The following is a 19,620-nucleotide window of genomic DNA, read 5'->3' on the forward strand; positions in this document are numbered from 1 at the left end:
CGATGGGACCCACCGCTAGAGCGGGCGAGAGAGACGACGGCGAGGACTGATGGCACCCGAACCCGAGGGAAACGGCGCCGGGATGGCCGACGGTCCTGAGCACTGGGGCGCGGGCGGTCTCGTGGGGGACGGCCGTTACCGGCTGACCCACCGCCTGGGCCGCGGCGGCATGGCGGAGGTGTTCGCCGCCGAGGACGTACGGCTGGGCCGCACCGTGGCCGTCAAGCTGCTCCGTGCCGACCTGGCCGAGGACCCGGTGTCCAAGGCCCGCTTCACCCGTGAGGCGCAGTCGGTCGCCGGCCTCAACCACCACGCCGTCGTCGCCGTGTACGACTCGGGCGAGGACCGGGTCGGTCCGAACGTGGTCCCGTACATCGTGATGGAGCTGGTCGAGGGCCGCACCATCCGGGACCTGCTGATCAGCGCCGAGGCCCCGGGTCCCGAGCAGGCGCTCATCATCGTCTCCGGGGTGCTCGAAGCCCTCGCGTACTCGCACCAGCACGGCATCGTGCACCGCGACATCAAGCCCGCCAACGTCATCATCACCGACACCGGCGCGGTGAAGGTGATGGACTTCGGCATCGCCCGCGCCCTGCACGGCGTGCAGTCGACGATGACCCAGACCGGCATGGTCATGGGCACCCCGCAGTACCTCTCGCCCGAGCAGGCCCTCGGCAAGGCCGTGGACCACCGCTCCGACCTTTACGCCACCGGCTGCCTGCTGTACGAACTCCTCGCGCTGCGGCCCCCCTTCACCGGCGAGACCCCCCTGTCGGTGGTCTACCAGCACGTTCAGGACGCGCCGGTGCCGCCCTCGCAGCTGCCCGAGGGCGGCTCCATCCCGCACGAACTCGACGGCCTGGTCATGCGGTCGCTGGCCAAGGACCCGGACGACCGGTTCCAGAGCGCCGAGGAGATGCGGGGGCTCGTCCAGTACGCGCTCCAGATGCTCCAGGACCAGGGCGCGAACACCGGCACCTGGAACACCGGCCCCGTCACCATGGCGCTCCCGCACGGCCAGCCGGGCGGCGCGCCCACCTCGGCGATGGGGCCCGCGCAGAACGGCGGCCCGCGCCGGCAGTACCCCGCGCACGCCACGACCTCGCAGTTCCAGCAGCCGATGGTCCCCCCGCTGAACCCGGACGACGGCACGGCGTTCCCCGGCGGCGGCAACCGGGGCCACGGCGGCGGCCAGGGCGGTCACGGCGGCTACGACGGCTACGACGACCGGCGGCGCGGCGGCGCGTGGAAGGCGTGGCTCTTCGCGGTGCTCGCGGTCCTCGCGATCGCCGGCGGGGTGGCGTACGCCATCAAGAGCGGCGGTCTCGGCGGCGGTGGTGGCGGCAACAAGCCGAAGACGACCGTGAGCACGCCCGGCGCCTCGCAGAGCAGCGGCGGCAGCACGGAGCAGACCCCGTCGACCACTCCGAGCGCGGAGACCGGCCGCTCGCACACCGACGAGACCTACCAGCCGGCCCCGAGCCGCAGCAAGTACACGCCGAGCAACACCCCGTCGGCGCCGAGCACCGCGCCGTCGACGCCGAAGACGACACCGCCGGTGGAACCGACCGCGAAGCCCTCGCCCCCGACGGACCCGCCCACCAAGCCGACGGCGCCCACGGGCGGCGGGAGTCCCGCCGGCGACGAGTGACAGCCCAGGAAAAGGGCCCGGAGGAAGTAATTCCGCCGGGCCCTTTCCCTTGCCGCGGGCAGGTCACAGGGCGTGTTGGTACGGCCGGTCCGGAGAACCGGCGCGGCATTCCGGAACCGGGTTGCCGGTCAGGGTGTGCACGGATACGAGCTGGGGTTCGATGCGCATGTGGACGGGGTCGAAGACCTCTCCGTCCACGAAATGCGGCGCCGGTCCGAATAGTTCCAGTTCCGCGGTGGACGGCTCGACGAGTTGCGCCGTACCGGTGAACTGCACCGTCCACAACGCGGCCTCGCCGGAATGGAAGTTGTCCGCCCCATAGGCGACGACACTGCCGGCGCACGCCCGGTGGTAGCCGAAACCGGCGTGCATTCTCAGCACGACCCTGCCGTCCACCACGATGTGGCGGGCGACCGCGAGGAAGGGGAGGGCGCGCATGCTGGTGGCGACCCGGCCGTACGGCACGCGGCGCAGCAGTTCGATGGCGTGGAGTTCCTCTGGGGACATGCAGCCACTGTCGGGCACCGGCGGAGCGCCCGGAAAGGGGATCCCGCCCCGATGATCGAGGACGTTGGTCCCGAATCGCACCATCCACCCCGGGCGGGGACGCCACGGCGCGGCCGCGGGGCGGCGCGCTCGGGAACCGCTCGAAGAGCGGTGCGGGCGCGGTCGAGCGGGGGCGGGCGGGGACGCACCGCCGTGCCGGCCGGCACCGGGCCGGCCCGACGCGCGCGCTAGCGCCGCTCCGCCTGGAGGCGGGCCACGTACGCGGCGGCCTGCGAGCGGCGCTCCATGCCGAGCTTGGACAGCAGGCTGGAGACGTAGTTCTTGATGGTCTTCTCGGCCAGGTGCAGCCGCTCGCCGATGACCCGGTTGGTCAGGCCCTCGCCGATCAGGTCGAGGATCTTGCGCTCCTGCTCCGTCAGGTTGGAGAGCCGGTCGTCACCCTTGCCGTTCTTGCCGTCGCGCAGCCGCTCCAGCACGCGCGCGGTGGCCACCGGGTCCAGCAGCGACCTGCCGGCCGCCACGTCGCGCACGGCGCTGAGCAGCTCGTTCCCGCGGATCGCCTTGAGGACGTAGCCCGAGGCGCCCGCCATGATCGCGTCGAAGAGCGCCTCGTCGTCGGCGAACGAAGTGAGCATCAGGCACTTGACGTCCTCGTCCTGCGAGCGCACCTCGCGGCAGACCTCGACACCGCTGCCGTCGGGGAGGCGTACGTCGAGGACGGCGACGTCGGGACGGGTGGCGGGGATGCGGACCAGCGCGTCGGCGGCGGTGCCGGCCTCTCCGACGATCTCGATGTCCTCTTCGACCGACAAAAGCTCATGAACGCCCCGACGTACCACTTCGTGGTCGTCCAGGAGAAATACCTTGATTTTTCCGTCTTCGCGCACGAACTCATCTTCACACACTCACCTCTTCCCTGGCGGGGTTACCCGGGATAACGTGCCGTTGTTCCGGCCCCCTGCAAGGCTGTGACCAGTGGATGTTCCCCAGGCGGCCGATTTACTTGGATATCCAAGCAAAATCGCAGGTCAAACGGGGTTTCGCAGTTATGCGTCGCACTGGGTAACGTGCTGTGCGCAGGGCACTCGCCGGGGCACCTGTCACGCCTGAATCCGTCACATGCCGTGCACCCACCCCGTGTGCGGGTACGGATACAGGTGAGCCGCACTGGTCCCCGGAGAACCCGGGTGCCGGACCGACGGAGGAGCACACGTGACCGTGGAGAGCACTGCCGCGCGCAAGCCGCGACGCAGCAGCGGCACCAAGCGGGCGGCCGGCGCGGCGAGCGCCCGCAAGACCGCCGCTGCCACCGCACAGCCGCACGACGCCGAGCCTCAGCTCGTACAACTGCTGACGCCCGAGGGTGAACGGGTCGAGGTCGAGGGCAACCCCGACATCGCCGAGTTCGCCCCCTTCGTCGCGGACATCACCACCGAGGACCTGCGGGCGCTGTACCGCGACATGGTCCTCACCCGCCGCTTCGACGGCGAGGCGACCGCCCTCCAGCGCCAGGGCGAGCTGGGCCTGTGGGCCTCGCTGCTGGGCCAGGAGGCCGCGCAGATCGGCTCCGGCCGGGCGCTGCGCGACGACGACTACGTCTTCCCGACCTACCGGGAGCACGGCGTGGCCTGGTGCCGTGGCGTCGACCCGACGAACCTGCTCGGCATGTTCCGCGGTGTGAACCACGGCGGGTGGGACCCGAACACCAACAACTTCCACCTGTACACGATCGTCATCGGCTCGCAGACGCTGCACGCCACCGGCTACGCGATGGGCGTGGCCAAGGACGGCGCCGACTCGGCGGTCATCGCGTACTTCGGCGACGGCGCGTCCAGCCAGGGCGACGTGGCCGAGGCCTTCACCTTCTCGGCCGTCTACAACTCCCCCGTGGTGTTCTTCTGCCAGAACAACCAGTGGGCGATCTCCGAGCCGACCGAGCGCCAGATGCGCGTGCCGCTCTACCAGCGCGCGCAGGGCTTCGGCTTCCCCGGCGTCCGCGTCGACGGCAACGACGTGCTGGCCTGCCTGGCGGTCACCCGCTGGGCGCTGGACCGCGCCCGCCGCGGCGAGGGCCCGACCCTGGTCGAGGCGTTCACGTACCGCATGGGCGCCCACACCACCTCCGACGACCCGACCAAGTACCGGCTCGACGAGGAGACGGCGGCCTGGGAGGCGAAGGACCCGATCCTGCGCCTGAAGACCCACCTGCTGGCTTCCGGGGGCGCCGACGAGGCGTTCTTCGAGGAGCTGGAGGCCGAGAGCGAGGCCCTCGGCAAGCGGGTGCGCGAGGTCGTGCGCGCCATGCCCGACCCCGACACGATGGCGATCTTCGAGAACGTCTACGCGGACGGGCACGCGCTCGTCGACGAGGAGCGCGCCCAGTTCGCCGCCTACCTCGCGTCCTTCGAGGAGGGTCACTGATGGCTGTCGAGAAGATGTCGATCGCGAAGGCGCTCAACGAGTCCCTGCGCAAGGCCATGGAGACGGACCCCAAGGTCCTGGTCATGGGCGAGGACGTCGGCAAGCTGGGCGGTGTCTTCCGCATCACCGACGGGCTCCAGAAGGACTTCGGCGAGGAGCGGGTCATCGACACCCCGCTCGCCGAGTCCGGCATCGTCGGCACCGCCATCGGCCTGGCCCTGCGCGGGTACCGGCCGGTCGTGGAGATCCAGTTCGACGGTTTCGTCTTCCCCGCGTACGACCAGATCGTCACGCAGCTCGCGAAGATGCACGCCCGCGCGCTCGGCAAGATCAAGCTGCCGGTCGTCGTGCGCATCCCGTACGCCGGCGGCATCGGCGCCGTCGAGCACCACAGCGAGTCCCCGGAGGCGCTCTTCGCGCACGTCCCGGGCCTGAAGGTGGTCTCGCCGTCGAACGCGAGCGACGCGTACTGGATGCTCCAGCAGGCGATCCTCAGCGACGACCCGGTGATCTTCTTCGAGCCGAAGCGCCGCTACTGGGACAAGGGCGAGGTCGACACCGAGGCCATCCCCGGCGAGCTGCACAAGGCGCGCGTCGCCCGCTCCGGCACCGACCTCACCCTGGCCGCGTACGGCCCGATGGTGAAGGTCTGCCTGGAGGCCGCCGCCGCGGCCGCCGAGGAGGGCAAGTCGGTGGAGGTCGTGGACCTGCGCTCGATGTCGCCCGTCGACTTCGACGGGCTCCAGGCGTCGGTGGAGCGGACCCGCCGGCTCGTGGTCGTCCACGAGGCGCCGACCTTCCTGGGCATGGGCTCCGAGATCGCCGCCCGCATCACGGAGCGGTGCTTCTACCACCTGGAGGCCCCGGTGCTGCGCGTGGGCGGTTTCCACGCCCCGTACCCGCCGGCCCGCCTGGAGGACGAGTACCTGCCGGGCCTGGACAGGGTGCTCGACGCCGTCGACCGCTCGCTGGCGTACTGAGGAGAGCCCCGCCATGACGATCCGCGAATTCAAGATGCCCGACGTGGGCGAGGGCCTCACCGAGGCCGAGATCCTCAAGTGGTACGTCCAGCCGGGTGACACGGTCACCGACGGGCAGGTCGTCTGCGAGGTGGAGACGGCGAAGGCGGCCGTCGAGCTGCCGATCCCCTTCGACGGGGTGGTGCACGCGCTGCTCTTCGAGGAGGGCGTGACGGTCGACGTCGGCCAGGTCATCATCTCCGTCGAGACCGGTGACCCGGCGGGCACCGCGGCCGAGGCCCCGGCGGCGGCAGCCGCCGCCGCCCCGGAGGCCGCCGAGGAGCCGGCGGCCGCGGCCCGGCAGCCCGTGCTGGTCGGGTACGGGGTCTCCCAGGCCTCGACCAAGCGCCGCCCGCGCAAGGCCCCCGCGGCCGTCGCCGGGCAGAACGGCACGGCCGCCCCGGCCGCCGCGCCCGCAGCGTCCGCCGCCGCTCCGGCCGTGGTTCCGGCGCAGCCGGCCCCCGCCGCCGCCCAGGGCGCGGCAGCCCCGGCCGCCGCCCCGCAGAACGGCACCGCGGTGCCGTCGGCGGAGCGTCCGCTGGCGAAGCCGCCCGTGCGCAAGCTCGCGAAGGACCTCGGCATCGACCTGGCCGCGGTGGTCCCCACCGGCGACGGCGGGGTCGTGACGCGGGAGGACGTGCACGCCGCCGCGGCGGCCGCGCTCGCCCCGCAGGCGGCGGCCCCGGTGACGGCCCCGGCGGCAGCGCCCGCGGCGGCCCCCGCACCGGCTGCGGCCACGGCCGGGACGGCGCCGGCGTTCGAGGCGGGAGCACGGGAGACCCGTATCCCGGTCAAGGGCGTCCGCAAGGTCACCGCCCAGGCCATGGTCGGCTCCGCCTTCACCGCGCCGCACGTCACGGAGTTCATCACCCTCGACGTGACGCGCACGATGAAGCTGGTCCAGGAGCTGAAGGAGGACCCGGACCTCGCCGGTCTGCGGATCAACCCGCTGCTCCTGATCGCCAGGGCCGTCCTCATCGCCGTCCGCCGCAACCCGGAGGTCAACGCCTCCTGGGACGAGGCGGCCCAGGAGATCGTGCTCAAGCACTACGTCAACCTGGGGATCGCGGCGGCCACCCCGCGCGGCCTGATCGTCCCGAACATCAAGGACGCCCACGCCAAGAGCCTGGCGGAGCTGTCGACGGGTCTGTCGGAGCTGGTCGCCACGGCCCGCGAGGGCAAGACCTCCCCGGCCGACATGCAGAACGGCACCCTCACCATCACCAACGTGGGCGTCTTCGGCGTCGACACCGGTACGCCCATCCTGAACCCCGGCGAGTCCGCGATCCTCGCGGTCGGCGCGATCAAGCTCCAGCCGTGGGTCCACAAGGGCAAGGTGAAGCCGCGTCAGGTCACCACCCTGGCGCTGTCGTTCGACCACCGGCTCATCGACGGCGAGCTCGGCTCCAAGTTCCTCGCCGACATCGCGGCGGTCCTGGAACACCCGCGCCGGCTGATCACCTGGTCGTAGCGCACACGACCGTGCCGTGAGCGGTCCGGCCCGGTCGAGGCCCGTGCCGCCCGCCCGCGGCGCACGCGCCGCACCCGCCGACGGCCGGTCCCCTCCCGGGGGACCGGCCGTCGGGCGTCGGGCCCCGGTCGGCGGGAAACCCCTGGCCACCGCCATGTGGCGGTGTGATCATCTGGCTGATGAGATTTCGCGCTGCCACAGCAGACCCCGCAGACCTCGACCGCGCCCTGGCCCACCCGGCCGACGGCCCCGTCGCCGCCCTCACCCCCGCCCGGATCCGCGAGGAGTTCGCGGCGAACCGGATGCGCCCCGAGTGGACCTGGTTCGCCGAGGACGCGGACGGCCGGGTGCTGGCCCGCGCCCTGTGGTGGGGGCGCGCCGACAGCGAGCGGCCCGTCGCCCTCGACTGCCTCCAGGTCGCCGGCACGGTCGCCGACCCGGCCGCCCTGGCCGCCGCGCTGCTGGAGGCCGGTCACGCCGCCTTCGGCAAGCGCCCGGGTTACAACGTCTCCCTGCCGCGCGGCTGGCGCGCCGACCCCGGCCTGGCCGCGGCGGTGGCGTGGCGGCAGGAGGCCGCGTACCGGGCCGGACTGACGCGGGAGATCGAGCGGCTGCGCTACGAGTGGACCCCGGCCGCCGGGACGGCGGAGCCGACGGGCCGGCTCGTCTTCCGCGAGGGCGGCGACGAGGAGTTCCTCGACGTCTTCGCCCGGCTCTCGCGCGGCAGCCTCGACCTGGCCACCCGGCACGAACTCGACAGCATGAGCGAGGAGGAACTGGCCCGCGAGGACTTCGAGTTCTACCGAGACTGCCCCGGCGAGCGCTCCTGGTGGCGCCTGGCCCACCTCCCCGACGGCACCCTCGCCGGGATGGCCCTGCCCTCCGCGACCCCCTACCACCGCAACGTCGGCTATCTGGGGATCGTCCCCGAGCAGCGCGGGAAGGGCCTGATCGACGAGGTCCTCGCCGAGATCACCCGCTTCCACGCCTCCGAGGGCGCCGAGCGCGTCACGGCGACCACCGACACCGTCAACATGCCGATGGCCGCGGCCTTCGACCGGGCCGGCTACGAGGTCACCGAGATCCGTCTCGTCCTGGAGGCTCCGCCCGGGAACTGAGGCGGTAGCCTCCCGGGATGCCGATCGCCGAGTTGCAGGTGTACGACGTGGAGGAGGCCGACGTCACCGGCGGGGTGTGTCTCGTACGGTGCGTCGGCGGGGTGGCGCGGGCCGGACAGGTGTACGCGGCCGGGCAGTCGCGGGTCTGGCTGCGCGCGATAGAGCGGTACGGGCGCGACGTCGGCTCCTTCGACGCCGGGCACACCGCGCGGGTCCGCCTCGCGGGCGCCGTCGTCGCGCTGCTGAGCCGCGGCCAGGTGCTGACCTGCGTACCGCCGGACGGGCACGGCCTCGCGGAGCTGGAGGCCTGGCTGGCCACCGCGCCGCCGCTGACGGACGATCCGCGCCCGCGCACCCTGCGCGGCCTCGCGGTGGGCGGGATGCGGGACGCGCTGCTGCCGGACGCGACGCGGCTGCGCTGGGGCCGGGTGGCGCAGGCGGCGGCGTACCGCTGCGCGGCGGCGGAGGGCGCGTCCGATCTGGTCCGGGGGATCGAGCTGGCCTTCGTACGCGGCTACCTGCTCCGGGAGTTCGGGCCCGGCCCGGGCGGCGACCCGGCCGCGGTGTGCCGGGAGTCGCTCGCGCTCGTCGACCTCACTCCGGAGCAGGCTGCCGCGCGGGCGCGCGTCTGGCGCGAGCTGCCGCGCGCGGAGATCGTGCACCTGCGCCACCTCAAGATCCTGCTGCGGTGGACGGGCGCCGCCCGGCCGTACCTGGTGGACGGCGATCCGTCGGCGGTGGCGCTGGACGCCTGGTCGCGGGTCCGTCCAGTCCTGCCCTAGACCCGGTCCGGGCGGGGGTCGTCATCCGGCCCGGTAGGCGCGCAGGAAGGCCGATACCCCGCCGGTCAGCAGCCGGTCGGTCTCCTCCTCGGACAGGGGCAGGAGGCCGTAGTGGGACTCCTGCACGATCTGCTGGGCGGACAGTGCCGTGAAGTGGGTGCCCGCCAGTTCGGCGTCGCCGTGGACGTCGATCAGCCCGGCGGCGGCGAGGCCCTCCATGGCCTCGGCGAGGGCGCGGGCGACCGGGCGCGGTCCGGCGTCCTTCCACGCCTCCAGCACCTCGGCGGGCACGTGGTTGACCTCGGCGTGGATGTGCCGGACCAGCGCGAAGTGATCGGAGTGCTCGAACATCGTGCGGACCAGCGCGCGGGCGAGGGCCGTCAGATCGCGTTCCAGATGGTCCGGGTGGGGCGGCCGCGCGGGGTCGAGCAGGGCGCGCACCTTCGCGGTGTGGGCGTCGCGCACCTCGCCCGAGGTCCAGGTGACGACGGTGGCGAAGAGCTCCGCCTTGCCCCCGGGGAAGTGGTTGTAGAGGGTCCGGGTGGAGACGCCGGCGGCCTCGGCGAGCGCGTCGACGGAGGCGCGCGCGTACCCCTCGCGCCCGAAGAGGGGACAGGCCGCTTTCGCCAGGGCGATCCGCTTCGCGAGCTTTCGCGGCGGGACGTCGCGCTGTACGTCTTCTGTCCGGGTGCCGTCGCTGGCGGACACGCCTGCCTCCTTCATTTTTTACAACGAGCGTTGCAGTACTTACAACGCACGTTGTAGCTTACCGGGGTGGAGGCCGCACCGGGCGGCACTCCGCTGTCCAAGGGAGATCATCATGTCTGCCGCCGAAACAGTCCCGGACGAGCCGCTGCGCGCGGCCGTCGCCCCGAGCGCCGCCGGGAACCCGCCCGGACGTCCGGACCGGCGCGGGCGGGCCCCGCGGACGGCACGCGCCACGCGGCCCCACGAGGCCCGAGGGAGCCGGACGCCGTGACCGCAGCCCCCGCCTCCGCTTCCACCGTCCGCCCCGAAGCCCCGCCCGCCGCACCGGGGCCGTTAGGGAAGACCGTCGCCGTCGTCATCACCGGCTCGATGATGGCGGTCCTCGACATGACCATCGTCAACGTGGCCCTCGGCCGGCTCTCCGACGCCTTCCACGCCCCGCTGGAGACCATCCAGTGGACCGCCACCGCCTACACCCTCGCGCTGGCCGCCGTCATACCGGCCGCGGCCTGGGCCATGGGCCGGATCGGCGCCAAGCGCACCTACCTGACCGCCCTCGTCCTCTTCACCCTGGGCTCCGTGCTCGCCGCCTGCGCGTGGAGCGCGGGCAGCCTGATCGCCTTCCGCGCCCTCCAGGGGCTGGGCGGCGGACTGCTGATGCCCGTCGGCATGACCATGGTCATGCGGACCGCCGACCGGGCCCGGATGGGACGGGCGATGGCCCTGCTCGGGCTGCCGATCCTCGTCGGACCGGTCGCCGGCCCCGTTGTCGGCGGCCGGCTGATCGACTCCGCCCCCTGGCAGTGGATCTTCCTGATCAACCTGCCCGTCGGAGCGGCCGCCCTGCTGCTCGCGGCGAAACTCCTGCGGCCCGACGGCCCCGCCGACCCGGCGTCGGCGCCCCGGCTGGACGCCGCCGGGCTGCTGATGCTCTCCCCGGGCCTGGCCCTGCTGCTGTTCGGGCTGACCCGGGCCGGCGAGGGCGGCGACTTCACCGCCCCCGGCGTACTGCTGCCGACCCTCGCCGGCGCGGCCCTCGCCGCGGGCTTCGTACGGCGTGCCCTCAGGGTCCGCGAGCCGCTGCTGGACCTGCGGCTGCTGCGCGACCGCACCTTCGCCGCCGGGATCACCACCCTCGCCCTCTTCACCTGTGGCTACTTCGGGTCCATGCTGCTGGCCCCCATGTACTGGCAGCAGGCGCGCGGCATGAGCGCCGGCACGGCCGGGCTGCTCGTCGCCCCCGTCGGGCTCGCCGTCGGCCTGGTCATGCAGATCGCCTCGCGGCGCGTCGACAAGGTCTCGCCGCGCGGCCTGATCGCCGCCGGCGCGGTGGTGGGTGCCCTCGGCATGCTGGCGTCGGCCCTGCTGACCGGCACCCCCGGGGCGCCGGTCTGGCAGGTGGTCGGCGCGGCGGTGGTCATGGGAGTCGGCTCCGGCATGGTGCTGATGCCGGCGATGACCACCGCGAGCCGTGACCTGCCCGGCGGGCGGATGGCCGCGGCGAGCACTGCCCTGAGCATCAACTCCCAGCTGTGGGCCTCCGTGGGGACGGCCCTGCTCTCCGTCCTCCTCGGCGGAACGGGCCCCGGCCCGTCCGGCTTCCGCCTCGCCTACGGAGCCGCGGCGGTGCTGCTGGCGCTGTCCGTGATCCCGGCGCTGCGCCTGCCGGGCCGGCGGGCGTAGCCGCGCCTCAGGCCTTCGCGGCGTAGCCGAGCACCTTGGACGGGGTGATGCGCACGACGACGCGTACGGCTCCGTCGGAGGCGTCCTGGTACTCCTTGCCGCCGCCCGGGCCCAGGTACTCCTCGGCGATGCGGACGGCGACCGCCCGGCCGGTGTCCTCGGTGACGGTGGCGGTGCCGCGCATCTCCGCGTACAGGTACGGGTCGGCGAGGTCGAAGACGGTGAGGCCCGCCCGGGCGTCGCGGGCGATGTTCCGCTCCTTGCGGCGGCCGCGCTCGAAGTCCATCAGTCCCAGGGGATGTTGCGGTACGGGCTCGCCGGATCGGTGGTCAGGGTGAGGTGGGTGGCGAGCGAGGAGCCGTACCAACGCCCGAACTCCTCCTCGTCGAAGTGCAGGCAGCGCCCCAGCGCGTACCCGGCGGAGAACTCCTCCCACGACCGGTACGCGCTCCGGGCGGCCGCGCCCGCCCGGAGCACCGCGCGTTCGGCGTCCTCCAGGGTGCCGTAGCGGGTGGCGACGCCCCAGCGGGCCATCTGGGAGGCCCGGCCGTGGTCCCAGGCGTGCACCGAGCGCACCCAGCCGTCCTCGGGGAGCAGCCCGTCGGCCCGGAAACGCTGCTCGTAGCGGGCTATCCGGCCGATGAGCCGCCGCACCCCCGCGATCTCCCCCTCGACCTCCGCGACGGGGCGCGGGGCGGCGACCGTCACCCCGTCGGGGGTGAGCTGCGGCTCGGCGGCGATCTCGGCGCCGCGCCGCAGGCTCGCCTCGGCGGCGTGGCGCCAGTGCTCGACGTCGACGGGGCCGGCGAAGTCGGAGGCGAGGAGGCGGCGCACGCGCAGCGCGTACTCCCAGACAGGGCTGACGATCTCGGCGTTCAGCATCCGCTGGAGCACCTCCAGCCAGCCGGCGGTGCCGGTGACGCCCCACGCCTTGAGCAGGCGCTCGCGTTCGTGGGTGTAGCCGTCGCCGTGGTGGGCGAGGGCGTTCCAGAACTCACCGTTGGACACGGCGAGGTGGGCCCCGAGGGCCAGCCCGTGCGCGACGGGACCGTGCAGCGGCCCGCCGCTGTGCAGGGCGTGCAGGGTGCCGGGGGTGAGCCCCCAGGTGGGCGCGGCGTCCCAGTGCGCGCGCCAGCGGGCCCGGTCGGCGGGGGTGGTGGTCAGGTACGCCTCGGCGGGCGTGCCCGGGTTCACGGCGAGGTGGGCGGGGTCCCGGTGGTCCCAGGCGTTCGCGAACCAGGCGAGGCTCTGGCGCAGGAACACGGTGTGCGCGTCGGGGACGGGGAGGACGCCCCGGGTGTACACGGCGAGTCCGGCCGGGCCGGGGTGGAAGCGGGCCGCCCGCGGATCGGCGTCGACCTGGGCCCTGGGCTGGGGCAGGAACAGCTCGGCGCGGGCGAGGGCGTCCAGGTACGCGGACCAGTCGCCGCGCCGCTTCGCCTCGTACAGCTCCCTCTCGATCGCACTCGGCGCCGTCCAGCCATCCATACGGGGACCCTATACGGGCCCCGGGAGGCCGCCTCGGGTGCGCGGTAGCGGTGTGCGGCCGGAGGGGGCGTCAGCCGTGCCTCGGGGCGGTCGGCTCGTGGCCCGGGTAGACGTGGTCCGGAGTGACGATGCCGGTGATCGCCTCGCCGAAGAGGGTGCTCGGTTCCTGACCGTCGTGCAGGACGTCGGTGTTGAGGATGACGACCAGGGTCGCCCGCTCCTCCGGGAGGTAGACGCCGAGGCTTTCGTAGCCCGGCAGCGACCCGTTGTGGCCGATCCAGCCCTGGACGTCGAAGATGCCCAGGCCGTAGCCGGCGCCGGGAATGCCGGCGGAGGTGGTCTTCAGGCGCTCCGCCTGTGTCGCGGGCTTCAGGAGGGTGCCGGTGGCCAGGGTCTTCGCCCAGCTGCGCAGGTCCTCCATGGTGGAGATCATCGCGCCCGCCGCCCACGCCCAGGACGGGTTCCAGTCGGTCGAGTCGACGATGTCGCCGGAGGCCGACTGGTCGGTGTAGCCCTGCGCGTGCGGTTCGGGGAAGTCCGCGTTCGTGGGGAAGAGAGTGTGGTGCAGCCCCGCCGGTTCGATGACCTGCTCGCTGATGACCCGCTGGAGCGGCTGACCGGTGACCTTCTCGATGACCAGGCCCAGCAGGATCAGGTTGGTGTTGGAGTACTGGAACTTCGCGTTCGGCTCGAACTGGACCGGGTGCCTGAACGAGTAGTCCAGCAGCTGCCGCGGGGTGAAGGGACGCGTGCCGCCGGTGGTGAGCGCCTTGCCGAACTCTTCGTCCTCGCTGTAGTTGAAGAGACCGCTGCGCATGCCGGCCAGCTCGCGCAGGGTGATGCGGTCGCCGTTCGGCACGCCGGAGACGTACGTGCCGATGGGGTCGTCCAGTCCCGCCTTGCCCTGGTCGACCAGCCGGAGCAGGGCGGTGACGGTGAAGGTCTTGGTCTGGCTGCCGATGCGGGTGTAGAAGTCGGTCCGCATCGGCGCGCCGCTCTCCTTGTCGGCCACTCCGAACGTCCTGACGTAGCTGCCCTTGCCCGGCGCCCACAGCCCCACGATCACGCCGGGCACCTTCGCCTCGCGCAGGGTGTCCCGGATCGCCGCGTCGAGCTTCGCGGCGACCGCGGGCGTGAGTTCGGGGAAGTCCCGGCCGGCGTCCGGCGAGGGCGCGGACCGCGCGTCGGGTACGGCGGGCGCCGCGGCGGCGGTGCGGGCAGGGGCGGACGTCCCGTACGCGGGACCCGCGGCGACCGGGGCGATGAGCACACCGGCGGCGGTCACGGCCGTGCAGGCCCGGCGCAGCCGGATACGGGCGGTCGGCGTCATGGCACGGCCTCCTGTTGTCCGAGGAACCCGAGACCCCGAGGTCGCGACAAGGCAACGTACCCAGCCTAGGACCGCCGCCTCCGCTCCGCCCGGTGGACGGCAGGGCGCGGTACGGGCGGTGGTGCGGGAGGCGTCGGGAGACGCGTCGGAGCGGGACGGGGCAAGGGGGCGCCGCGTCCCGCTCCGAAGGTGATCGAGTATCCGATCGGGCGTCGCCGCAGTCCTTCCTGAGCCGCGGCGACCCGGTTCATGCTGGTCGCCGCCGCTGACGTACCGCTGACGTTTCGCTAACGCCCGCCGCGGCGGGCGGTCCGCTCAGTAGGCTGGTCGCCCAGTGCGACTCGGCGGCGGCAGGGGGCGGTCATGCGGGGCGGAACGGTCGCGGTGGTCGGCGGGAGCATCGCCGGGTGCGCCTTCGCCTCGGCGGCGGTACGGGCCGGGGCCGAGCGGGTCGTCGTACTGGAGCGCACGCGCGGGCGGCTCGCGGACCGGGGGCTCGGACTGTGCGTGCACGACGAACGCGCCGCCGAGCTGGCCGCCGCCGGGGCGCTGCCCGGCGGGATCCCCGCGCACCGGCTGCTGCGGCGGCGGTGGGTGGTGCGCGACGCGGGGGCCGGGCCCGGCGGACGGCTCGTCTGGGAGCAGCCGTTCCCGTTCCACTCGTACCACTGGGGGCTGTTGTGGCGCGGGCTGCGCGAGGCGACGCCGCGGGAGGTCGTGTACCGGCAGGGCGTGACCGTCGCGGGCGTGGCCGGGGACGCGGACGCGGCCGAGGTGCGGCTCGGGGACGGCTCCGTCGAGCGGTACGACCTGGCCGTCGGCGCGGACGGGTACCGGTCGGTGGTCCGGGAGGCGGTGGCGCCGGGAGCACGGCCGCGCTACGCCGGGTACGTGTGCTGGCGCGGCAACTTCGACGCGGCCGCACTGGCGGGCGACGGCTCGCACCCCGACGCGGTGACCACGGTGTGCTACCCCGGCGGGAGCTGCGTCGTCTACCGCATCCCCGGTCCCGGCGGGCCGCGCGTGAACTGGGTGCTCTACGCGTCGCCCCCACGGGACGGGCAGCTGCGCTTCGACGACCCGACCAGCTTCCCGCCGGGCGCGCTCACCCCGCGCCTGCTGGAGCACCTGCGGGCCCTGCTGGAGCGGGAGTTCCCGCCGTACTGGGGCCGGGCGCTGGCGCTGACCGACCCGGCGGACACCTTCGTACAGCCCATCTACGACCTGGAGACCGCGAGCACCACCGCCGGCCGGCTCCTGCTCGCCGGGGACGCGGCCACGGTGGTGCGCCCGCACAACACCAGCGGCGCCGCCAAGGCGCTCCAGGACGCCACCGCCTTCGGGGCCGCGTGGGCCGGGGCGGACACGTGGGAGGAACTGCTGCGGGCCTACGGGGCGGCCAGGGGGCCGGCCGGCCGGGAACTGGTCGCGCTGGCACGCCGGCTGGGGCGTGCCCAGGTGGAACGGACCCCGGACTGGGCGCGGATGAGCCGGGGCGAGGCGGAGGGGTGGTGGCGGGCCCAGCTCGCGGGGGCCCCGGGCATCGGGGGCCAACCGCTGCCGCGCTGACCCCGCCGCGGCACGGCCTGCTGCGCGGAGCTGCTCCCCGCCCCGCCCTTCCACCGTTCCCCGGGGCTCCGCCCCGGGACCCGCTTCCGGGGCTGCGTCCCGGGCCACGGGCTGCCCCCGGGCCCTGGCTTGGGGCTGCGCCCAGGGCCCGTTCCGGGGGTGTGCTCCGGGTCCCGGTTCCCCGCAGCGCCCGCCGGCCCCGCCCCTGGGGCTGCGCCCTGGGCCCGCTTCCGGGGTGTGCCCCGGACCCGGTTCCGGGGCGCAGCCCCGAACCCCCGCTTCCGGGGCTGCGCCCCCTCGCGCCGTCCCGGAGGGCGAACCCGCGTACGACCCCCGTGCCACCGCGCGACCGCGCGGCCCCCCTTGACGGGGAAATGCGCCGGGGAGACGCTCCCCGGGCTCATGACCGAGGTTGCAGCTGGGGGGCCGGGGATGCAGGAGGAGTCTGTCCAGACGGTGGGGGAGCTGCGGGCGCGGCTCGCGGGGCTCGGGGCGCGGTGGAGCGTCAGCGAGCACCTGTCGGACGGCGACCCCGTGCCGCGGCCCGCGCTCGGGCTGGAGCCGGGGCTGAACCTGACGCCCGCCGCGGAGGCGGGTCCGGTGGACCTGCGGGCGCTCGTGGGGAGACCGAGCGGCAACCCGCACCTGACCCGGCGCCGCGCCGCCCACGGGCTGCTCCCGGGAACGGCCGGCGGCGGCCCCGGCCGGCCCGCCGCCGTCGACTGGCGCGACCGGTGGGGCCGGCCCTGGCTGACGAAGGTCAAGGACCAGAACCCCTGCGCCGCCTGCTGGGCCTTCGCCGCGTCCGGGCTCGTCGAATCGATGGCCCGGATCGAGCACGACGTATGGGCCGCGCGCTCCGAGGGCGACGTCCACGGCGGCCTGAAGTCCACCTGCGGGCAGGGCGGCAACCCGGAGAGCGCGCTCGACTGGATCAGGGACAACGGCGGTCTCGCCGACCCGGACTGCCTGCCGTACAACCCCCCGCCCCCCGGTCTGCCCGCCGAGCGGCGCGACGCCTGGCGCGCCGAGTACACGCCCGGCTGGGACCGCTCGGGCCGCACCGTCCGCATCACCGACTACGTACGCCTCGGCGACGTCGAGCAGCAGAAGGTGTGGCTGGACACGGTCGGCCCGCTCACCGCCTGCTTCGACGTCTACGACGACTTCTTCGGGCTCGGCTCCGGCGTCTACCACCGCACCAGCGAGCGGCTCGCGGGCGGCCACTGCGTCCTGGTGGTCGGCTACGACGACACGGCCGGCTGCTGGCTGTTCAAGAACTCCTGGGGGACCGGCTACCACGTCGGCGGCTACGGCCGGATCGCCTACGGCGAGGCCAACATCGACCACTGGGCCAAGTGCGGCCTGCGCGGCACCAACGTGGACCCCTGGAGCAAGCGCCGCCTGCACGCGGGCAGCGTCTACGAGAGCGGCAACGGCCGGGCCCACCGCAACTTCGAGATGGCGGCCACCGCGGGCGGCGGCCGGCTCCAGCACTGGTGGCGGGAGGGCGACGCCCCCTTCGCCTGGTCCCGGGGCGGGACCTTCGCCTCCGACGCCTCCGGCCAGCCCGCCTTCACCGGCAGCACCTACAACCGCAACATGGAGTCCCTGCACGTCACCACCGGCGGCCGGCTGCGCCACTGGTACTACGAGCAGGCCTTCGGCGTCTGGCGTGACGGCGGCGCCTTCGGTCCCGGGGACGCGGCCATCGGCTCGACCCCGGCGTTCATCCAGAGCGACTACGGCAGTCCGGGCAACTTCGAGGTGGTGGTCCGCACCGCCGACGGCCGCCTCAACCACTGGTGGCGGATCAACGGCGCCCCCTGGACCTGGCACGACGGCGGCCGCTTCGCCTCCGGCATCGCCCACTACGGCCCCGCCCTCGTCCAGACCCGCTCCCGGACCCTCGACCTGGTCGCCGCCCGTACCGACGGCCGGATGCAGCTGTGGTGGCGCGACGACCCCAACGGCTTCGTCTGGCGGGCCGGGGAGGTCTTCGGCGGTGGCGCCGGCTCGGCGCCCTGCCTGATCGAGGGCCCGTACGGGGCCGCCGACGAGGACACCGCCGGGAACTACGAGCTGTGCGTGGCCCGCGTCGACGGCCGGGTCGAGCACTGGTGGCGGGGGAACGCGGCCGGCGCCCCCTGGGCCCGCGGCGCCGTCTTCGGGCACGACGTGCTCGCGGTCACCGGGATGCTCCAGGGCAGCTTCGGGTTCAACCTGGAGGTCGTCGTCCTGCGCACGGACCGCCTGCTCCAGCACTACTGGCGCGACGGCGCGGGCTGGCACGAGGGGGCGGTGATCGGCCCGGCGTGACGGACCAGGGAGGCAGCCGGTGGAAGTACGCGGGATCACCCTCGCCGCGGGAGAGTCGTACGAGCTGCGGCTCACCGGGCGCGGGGCGCGCGGGTACGTGTGGACCTGGCAGGTCACCGGCAACGCCGACGCCGTCTCCGTCACGGAAGTGCCCGAGGTGCCCGAAGTGCCCGAAGGGCCACGAGCGGCGGTGGTTCCGGACCCGTCCGCGGCCGTCCCGCCCGGTGCTCCGCTGGTCCGGACGTACGCCGTCCGGGGCCGCCGCCCCGGCGGGCGGGCCCGGATCCGCTTCGCGCAGATCCGCCCGCCCTACCCGCAGGAGGCCCCGTACGACGAGTTCGTGCTGGACGTCGAGGTCACCGGCGCGGCCTGAGCGCCCAGTGCTGTACGGCCTCCAGCGGACCCCGGTCGAAGTACCGCAGCCAGAGCCGGGACGCCGCGACCAGGGTCAGGCTCACCGCCGCCCACAGGCCCATCACCCACCAGGGCCCGCTCCCGGCGAACCGTCCGGCCAGCCCCAGCCCGAAGCCGTAGCAGAGCAGTACGCACAGCAGGTTCTGGCCGACGTAGCAGGACAGGGCGGTGCGCCCGACCGAGCCGAGGGCGCCCGCGCCGGGGACGGCGAAGCGGTCGAGGGCCCGGCCGATCAGGCCGATGTACCCGACGGCGACCAGCGGGGCGATGGCGTAGCGGCCCAGGACGAAGAAGTCGGGGCCGCCCAGCGCGGCGGCGATGCCCAGCGGCAGTCCGAGGCCGAGTCCCCAGGCGGCCATCAGGCCCCGGATCCGGCGCCCGCCGGCGGTCGGGCCGAAGGCGCCGGCGCGGTGGAGCCGGACACCGAGCAGGAAGAGGAACACCAGCAGCCCGAAGGTGAAGACGGGTTCGATGCGCAGGGCGAGGGCGTTGTCGAGCCGGAAGCCGATCTGCCGGGCCCAGCTGCCGTGCGCGTACAGCCGCACGGCCCGGGGGTCCACGGTCCCGGGGGAGTCCGGCGTGACCACGTACCCGAGCGTCAGCAAGCCGACCAGGGCCAGGTGCACCCCGGCCGCGCCCCACATCGCGACCCGCCGCACCCGCTCGGAGCGTGCCAGCAGCCAGGCCACCAGCAGCGCGGTGACGGCGTACCCCATCAGCACGTCCCAGGCGAAGACCAGGACGAAGTGGACGGTCCCCTCGATGAAGAGGAACGCGGCCCGCCGCGGGTAGCGGCCGGGCCACCGCTCGCCCCGGCGCGCGGCGGAGTCGTACTGGATGGCCAGGCCCACCCCGAACAGGATCGTCAGCAGGGAGAGGAACTTCCCGTCGGCCAGGAAGCGGAAGACGGTTTCGGCAACGGTGGCGGCGGAGGGATCGCCGATCGGGTCGGGCAGGTCCAGGCCGCCCTGGAGGACGCCCCATTCGGAGCCGGGCGAGGCGAAGATCCACACGTTGGTCATGAGGGTGCCGAGGATGGCGGCGCCGCGCAGGACGTCGAGCAGGGGCAGGCGGGCCGCGGTCGTGTCCGCCCGGGATGCGAGGAGGGTGTCGGCCATGTCCCCAGCGTCCCGGGCGCGA

17 protein-coding genes are annotated in these 19,620 nt (G+C 74.1%); 10 read left to right on the forward strand and 7 right to left on the reverse strand.

Annotated elements, in window-relative coordinates; translation table 11 throughout:
• Window positions 1-49 precede the first annotated feature (49 nt).
• A complete protein-coding gene (locus ACFY7H_RS04550; RefSeq protein WP_388932960.1) occupies window positions 50-1,651 on the forward strand; it encodes a protein kinase in 1,602 nt (533 codons plus the stop codon).
• Between the two features lie 63 nt (window positions 1,652-1,714).
• Here the strand turns inward: ACFY7H_RS04550 and ACFY7H_RS04555 are convergent, their stop codons facing one another.
• Window positions 1,715-2,158: a pyridoxamine 5'-phosphate oxidase family protein gene (locus ACFY7H_RS04555; RefSeq protein ID WP_388932963.1), complete on the reverse strand. Its 444-nt coding sequence runs from the start codon at window positions 2,156-2,158 to the stop codon at window positions 1,715-1,717.
• A 227-nt stretch (window positions 2,159-2,385) separates the two neighbouring features.
• Window positions 2,386-3,045 carry a response regulator gene (locus ACFY7H_RS04560; RefSeq protein WP_388932966.1) on the reverse strand — a complete coding sequence of 220 codons (660 nt, stop codon included), beginning with the start codon at window positions 3,043-3,045 and terminating at the stop codon, window positions 2,386-2,388.
• A gap of 325 nt (window positions 3,046-3,370) precedes the next feature.
• On the opposite strand from ACFY7H_RS04560, the gene pdhA reads away from it, so the two are divergent.
• The 5 genes from pdhA (at window position 3,371) to ACFY7H_RS04585 (ending at window position 8,969) form a co-directional block, all read left to right on the forward strand.
• A complete protein-coding gene (pdhA, locus tag ACFY7H_RS04565; protein ID WP_388932970.1) occupies window positions 3,371-4,579 on the forward strand; it encodes a pyruvate dehydrogenase (acetyl-transferring) E1 component subunit alpha in 1,209 nt (402 codons plus the stop codon).
• A complete protein-coding gene (locus ACFY7H_RS04570; protein WP_388932973.1) occupies window positions 4,579-5,559 on the forward strand; it encodes an alpha-ketoacid dehydrogenase subunit beta in 981 nt (326 codons plus the stop codon). Before pdhA ends, ACFY7H_RS04570 begins: the two co-directional genes overlap by 1 nt.
• A 13-nt stretch (window positions 5,560-5,572) precedes the next feature.
• Window positions 5,573-7,069 carry a dihydrolipoamide acetyltransferase family protein gene (locus tag ACFY7H_RS04575; protein ID WP_388932976.1) on the forward strand — a complete coding sequence of 499 codons (1,497 nt, stop codon included), beginning with the start codon at window positions 5,573-5,575 and terminating at the stop codon, window positions 7,067-7,069.
• A gap of 179 nt (window positions 7,070-7,248) precedes the next feature.
• Window positions 7,249-8,187, forward strand: a complete 939-nt coding sequence (locus ACFY7H_RS04580) for a GNAT family N-acetyltransferase (RefSeq protein WP_388932979.1) — start codon at window positions 7,249-7,251, stop codon at window positions 8,185-8,187.
• 17 nt (window positions 8,188-8,204) lie between these two features.
• Entirely contained in the window at window positions 8,205-8,969 is a 765-nt protein-coding gene (locus ACFY7H_RS04585; protein WP_388932982.1) for a hypothetical protein, read from the forward strand.
• Between the two features lie 21 nt (window positions 8,970-8,990).
• Here ACFY7H_RS04585 and ACFY7H_RS04590 read toward each other — a convergent pair whose 3' ends face one another.
• Window positions 8,991-9,677, reverse strand: a complete 687-nt coding sequence (locus ACFY7H_RS04590) for a TetR/AcrR family transcriptional regulator (protein ID WP_388932984.1) — start codon at window positions 9,675-9,677, stop codon at window positions 8,991-8,993.
• A 267-nt stretch (window positions 9,678-9,944) separates the two neighbouring features.
• Here ACFY7H_RS04590 and ACFY7H_RS04595 point away from each other — a divergent pair, with 267 nt between their 5' ends.
• The gene (locus ACFY7H_RS04595; protein WP_388932986.1) at window positions 9,945-11,360 is read left to right on the forward strand and encodes a DHA2 family efflux MFS transporter permease subunit; all 1,416 of its coding nucleotides are present in this window, start codon (window positions 9,945-9,947) and stop codon (window positions 11,358-11,360) included.
• A 7-nt stretch (window positions 11,361-11,367) separates the two neighbouring features.
• Here ACFY7H_RS04595 and ACFY7H_RS04600 read toward each other — a convergent pair whose 3' ends face one another.
• From ACFY7H_RS04600 to ACFY7H_RS04610, 3 genes are all read right to left on the reverse strand, one after another.
• Window positions 11,368-11,646 (reverse strand): hypothetical protein, encoded by a 279-nt coding sequence (locus ACFY7H_RS04600; RefSeq protein ID WP_388932988.1) that lies wholly within the window; start codon window positions 11,644-11,646, stop codon window positions 11,368-11,370.
• Window positions 11,646-12,848: a DUF1266 domain-containing protein gene (locus ACFY7H_RS04605; protein ID WP_388932990.1), complete on the reverse strand. Its 1,203-nt coding sequence runs from the start codon at window positions 12,846-12,848 to the stop codon at window positions 11,646-11,648. The genes ACFY7H_RS04600 and ACFY7H_RS04605 overlap by 1 nt, the downstream gene beginning before the upstream one ends.
• Window positions 12,849-12,918: 70 nt before the next feature.
• Window positions 12,919-14,178 (reverse strand): serine hydrolase domain-containing protein, encoded by a 1,260-nt coding sequence (locus ACFY7H_RS04610; protein ID WP_388932993.1) that lies wholly within the window; start codon window positions 14,176-14,178, stop codon window positions 12,919-12,921.
• Between the two features lie 363 nt (window positions 14,179-14,541).
• Here ACFY7H_RS04610 and ACFY7H_RS04615 point away from each other — a divergent pair, with 363 nt between their 5' ends.
• The 3 genes from ACFY7H_RS04615 (at window position 14,542) to ACFY7H_RS04625 (ending at window position 18,439) form a co-directional block, all read left to right on the forward strand.
• The gene (locus ACFY7H_RS04615; protein WP_388932996.1) at window positions 14,542-15,747 is read left to right on the forward strand and encodes an FAD-dependent monooxygenase; all 1,206 of its coding nucleotides are present in this window, start codon (window positions 14,542-14,544) and stop codon (window positions 15,745-15,747) included.
• A 432-nt stretch (window positions 15,748-16,179) separates the two neighbouring features.
• Window positions 16,180-18,066, forward strand: a complete 1,887-nt coding sequence (locus tag ACFY7H_RS04620; protein WP_388932999.1) for a C1 family peptidase — start codon at window positions 16,180-16,182, stop codon at window positions 18,064-18,066.
• Window positions 18,067-18,085: 19 nt separating this feature from the next.
• Window positions 18,086-18,439 carry a protease inhibitor I42 family protein gene (locus ACFY7H_RS04625; protein ID WP_388933001.1) on the forward strand — a complete coding sequence of 118 codons (354 nt, stop codon included), beginning with the start codon at window positions 18,086-18,088 and terminating at the stop codon, window positions 18,437-18,439.
• Here the strand turns inward: ACFY7H_RS04625 and ACFY7H_RS04630 are convergent.
• A complete protein-coding gene (locus ACFY7H_RS04630; RefSeq protein WP_388933004.1) occupies window positions 18,423-19,598 on the reverse strand; it encodes a DUF418 domain-containing protein in 1,176 nt (391 codons plus the stop codon). The two genes, ACFY7H_RS04625 and ACFY7H_RS04630, sit on opposite strands and share 17 nt — an antisense overlap.
• Between the last annotated feature and the right edge of the window lie 22 nt (window positions 19,599-19,620).

Origin of the sequence: Streptomyces sp. NPDC012794, assembly GCF_042901085.1 — a bacterium.
Lineage (GTDB): Bacteria > Actinomycetota > Actinomycetes > Streptomycetales > Streptomycetaceae > Streptomyces.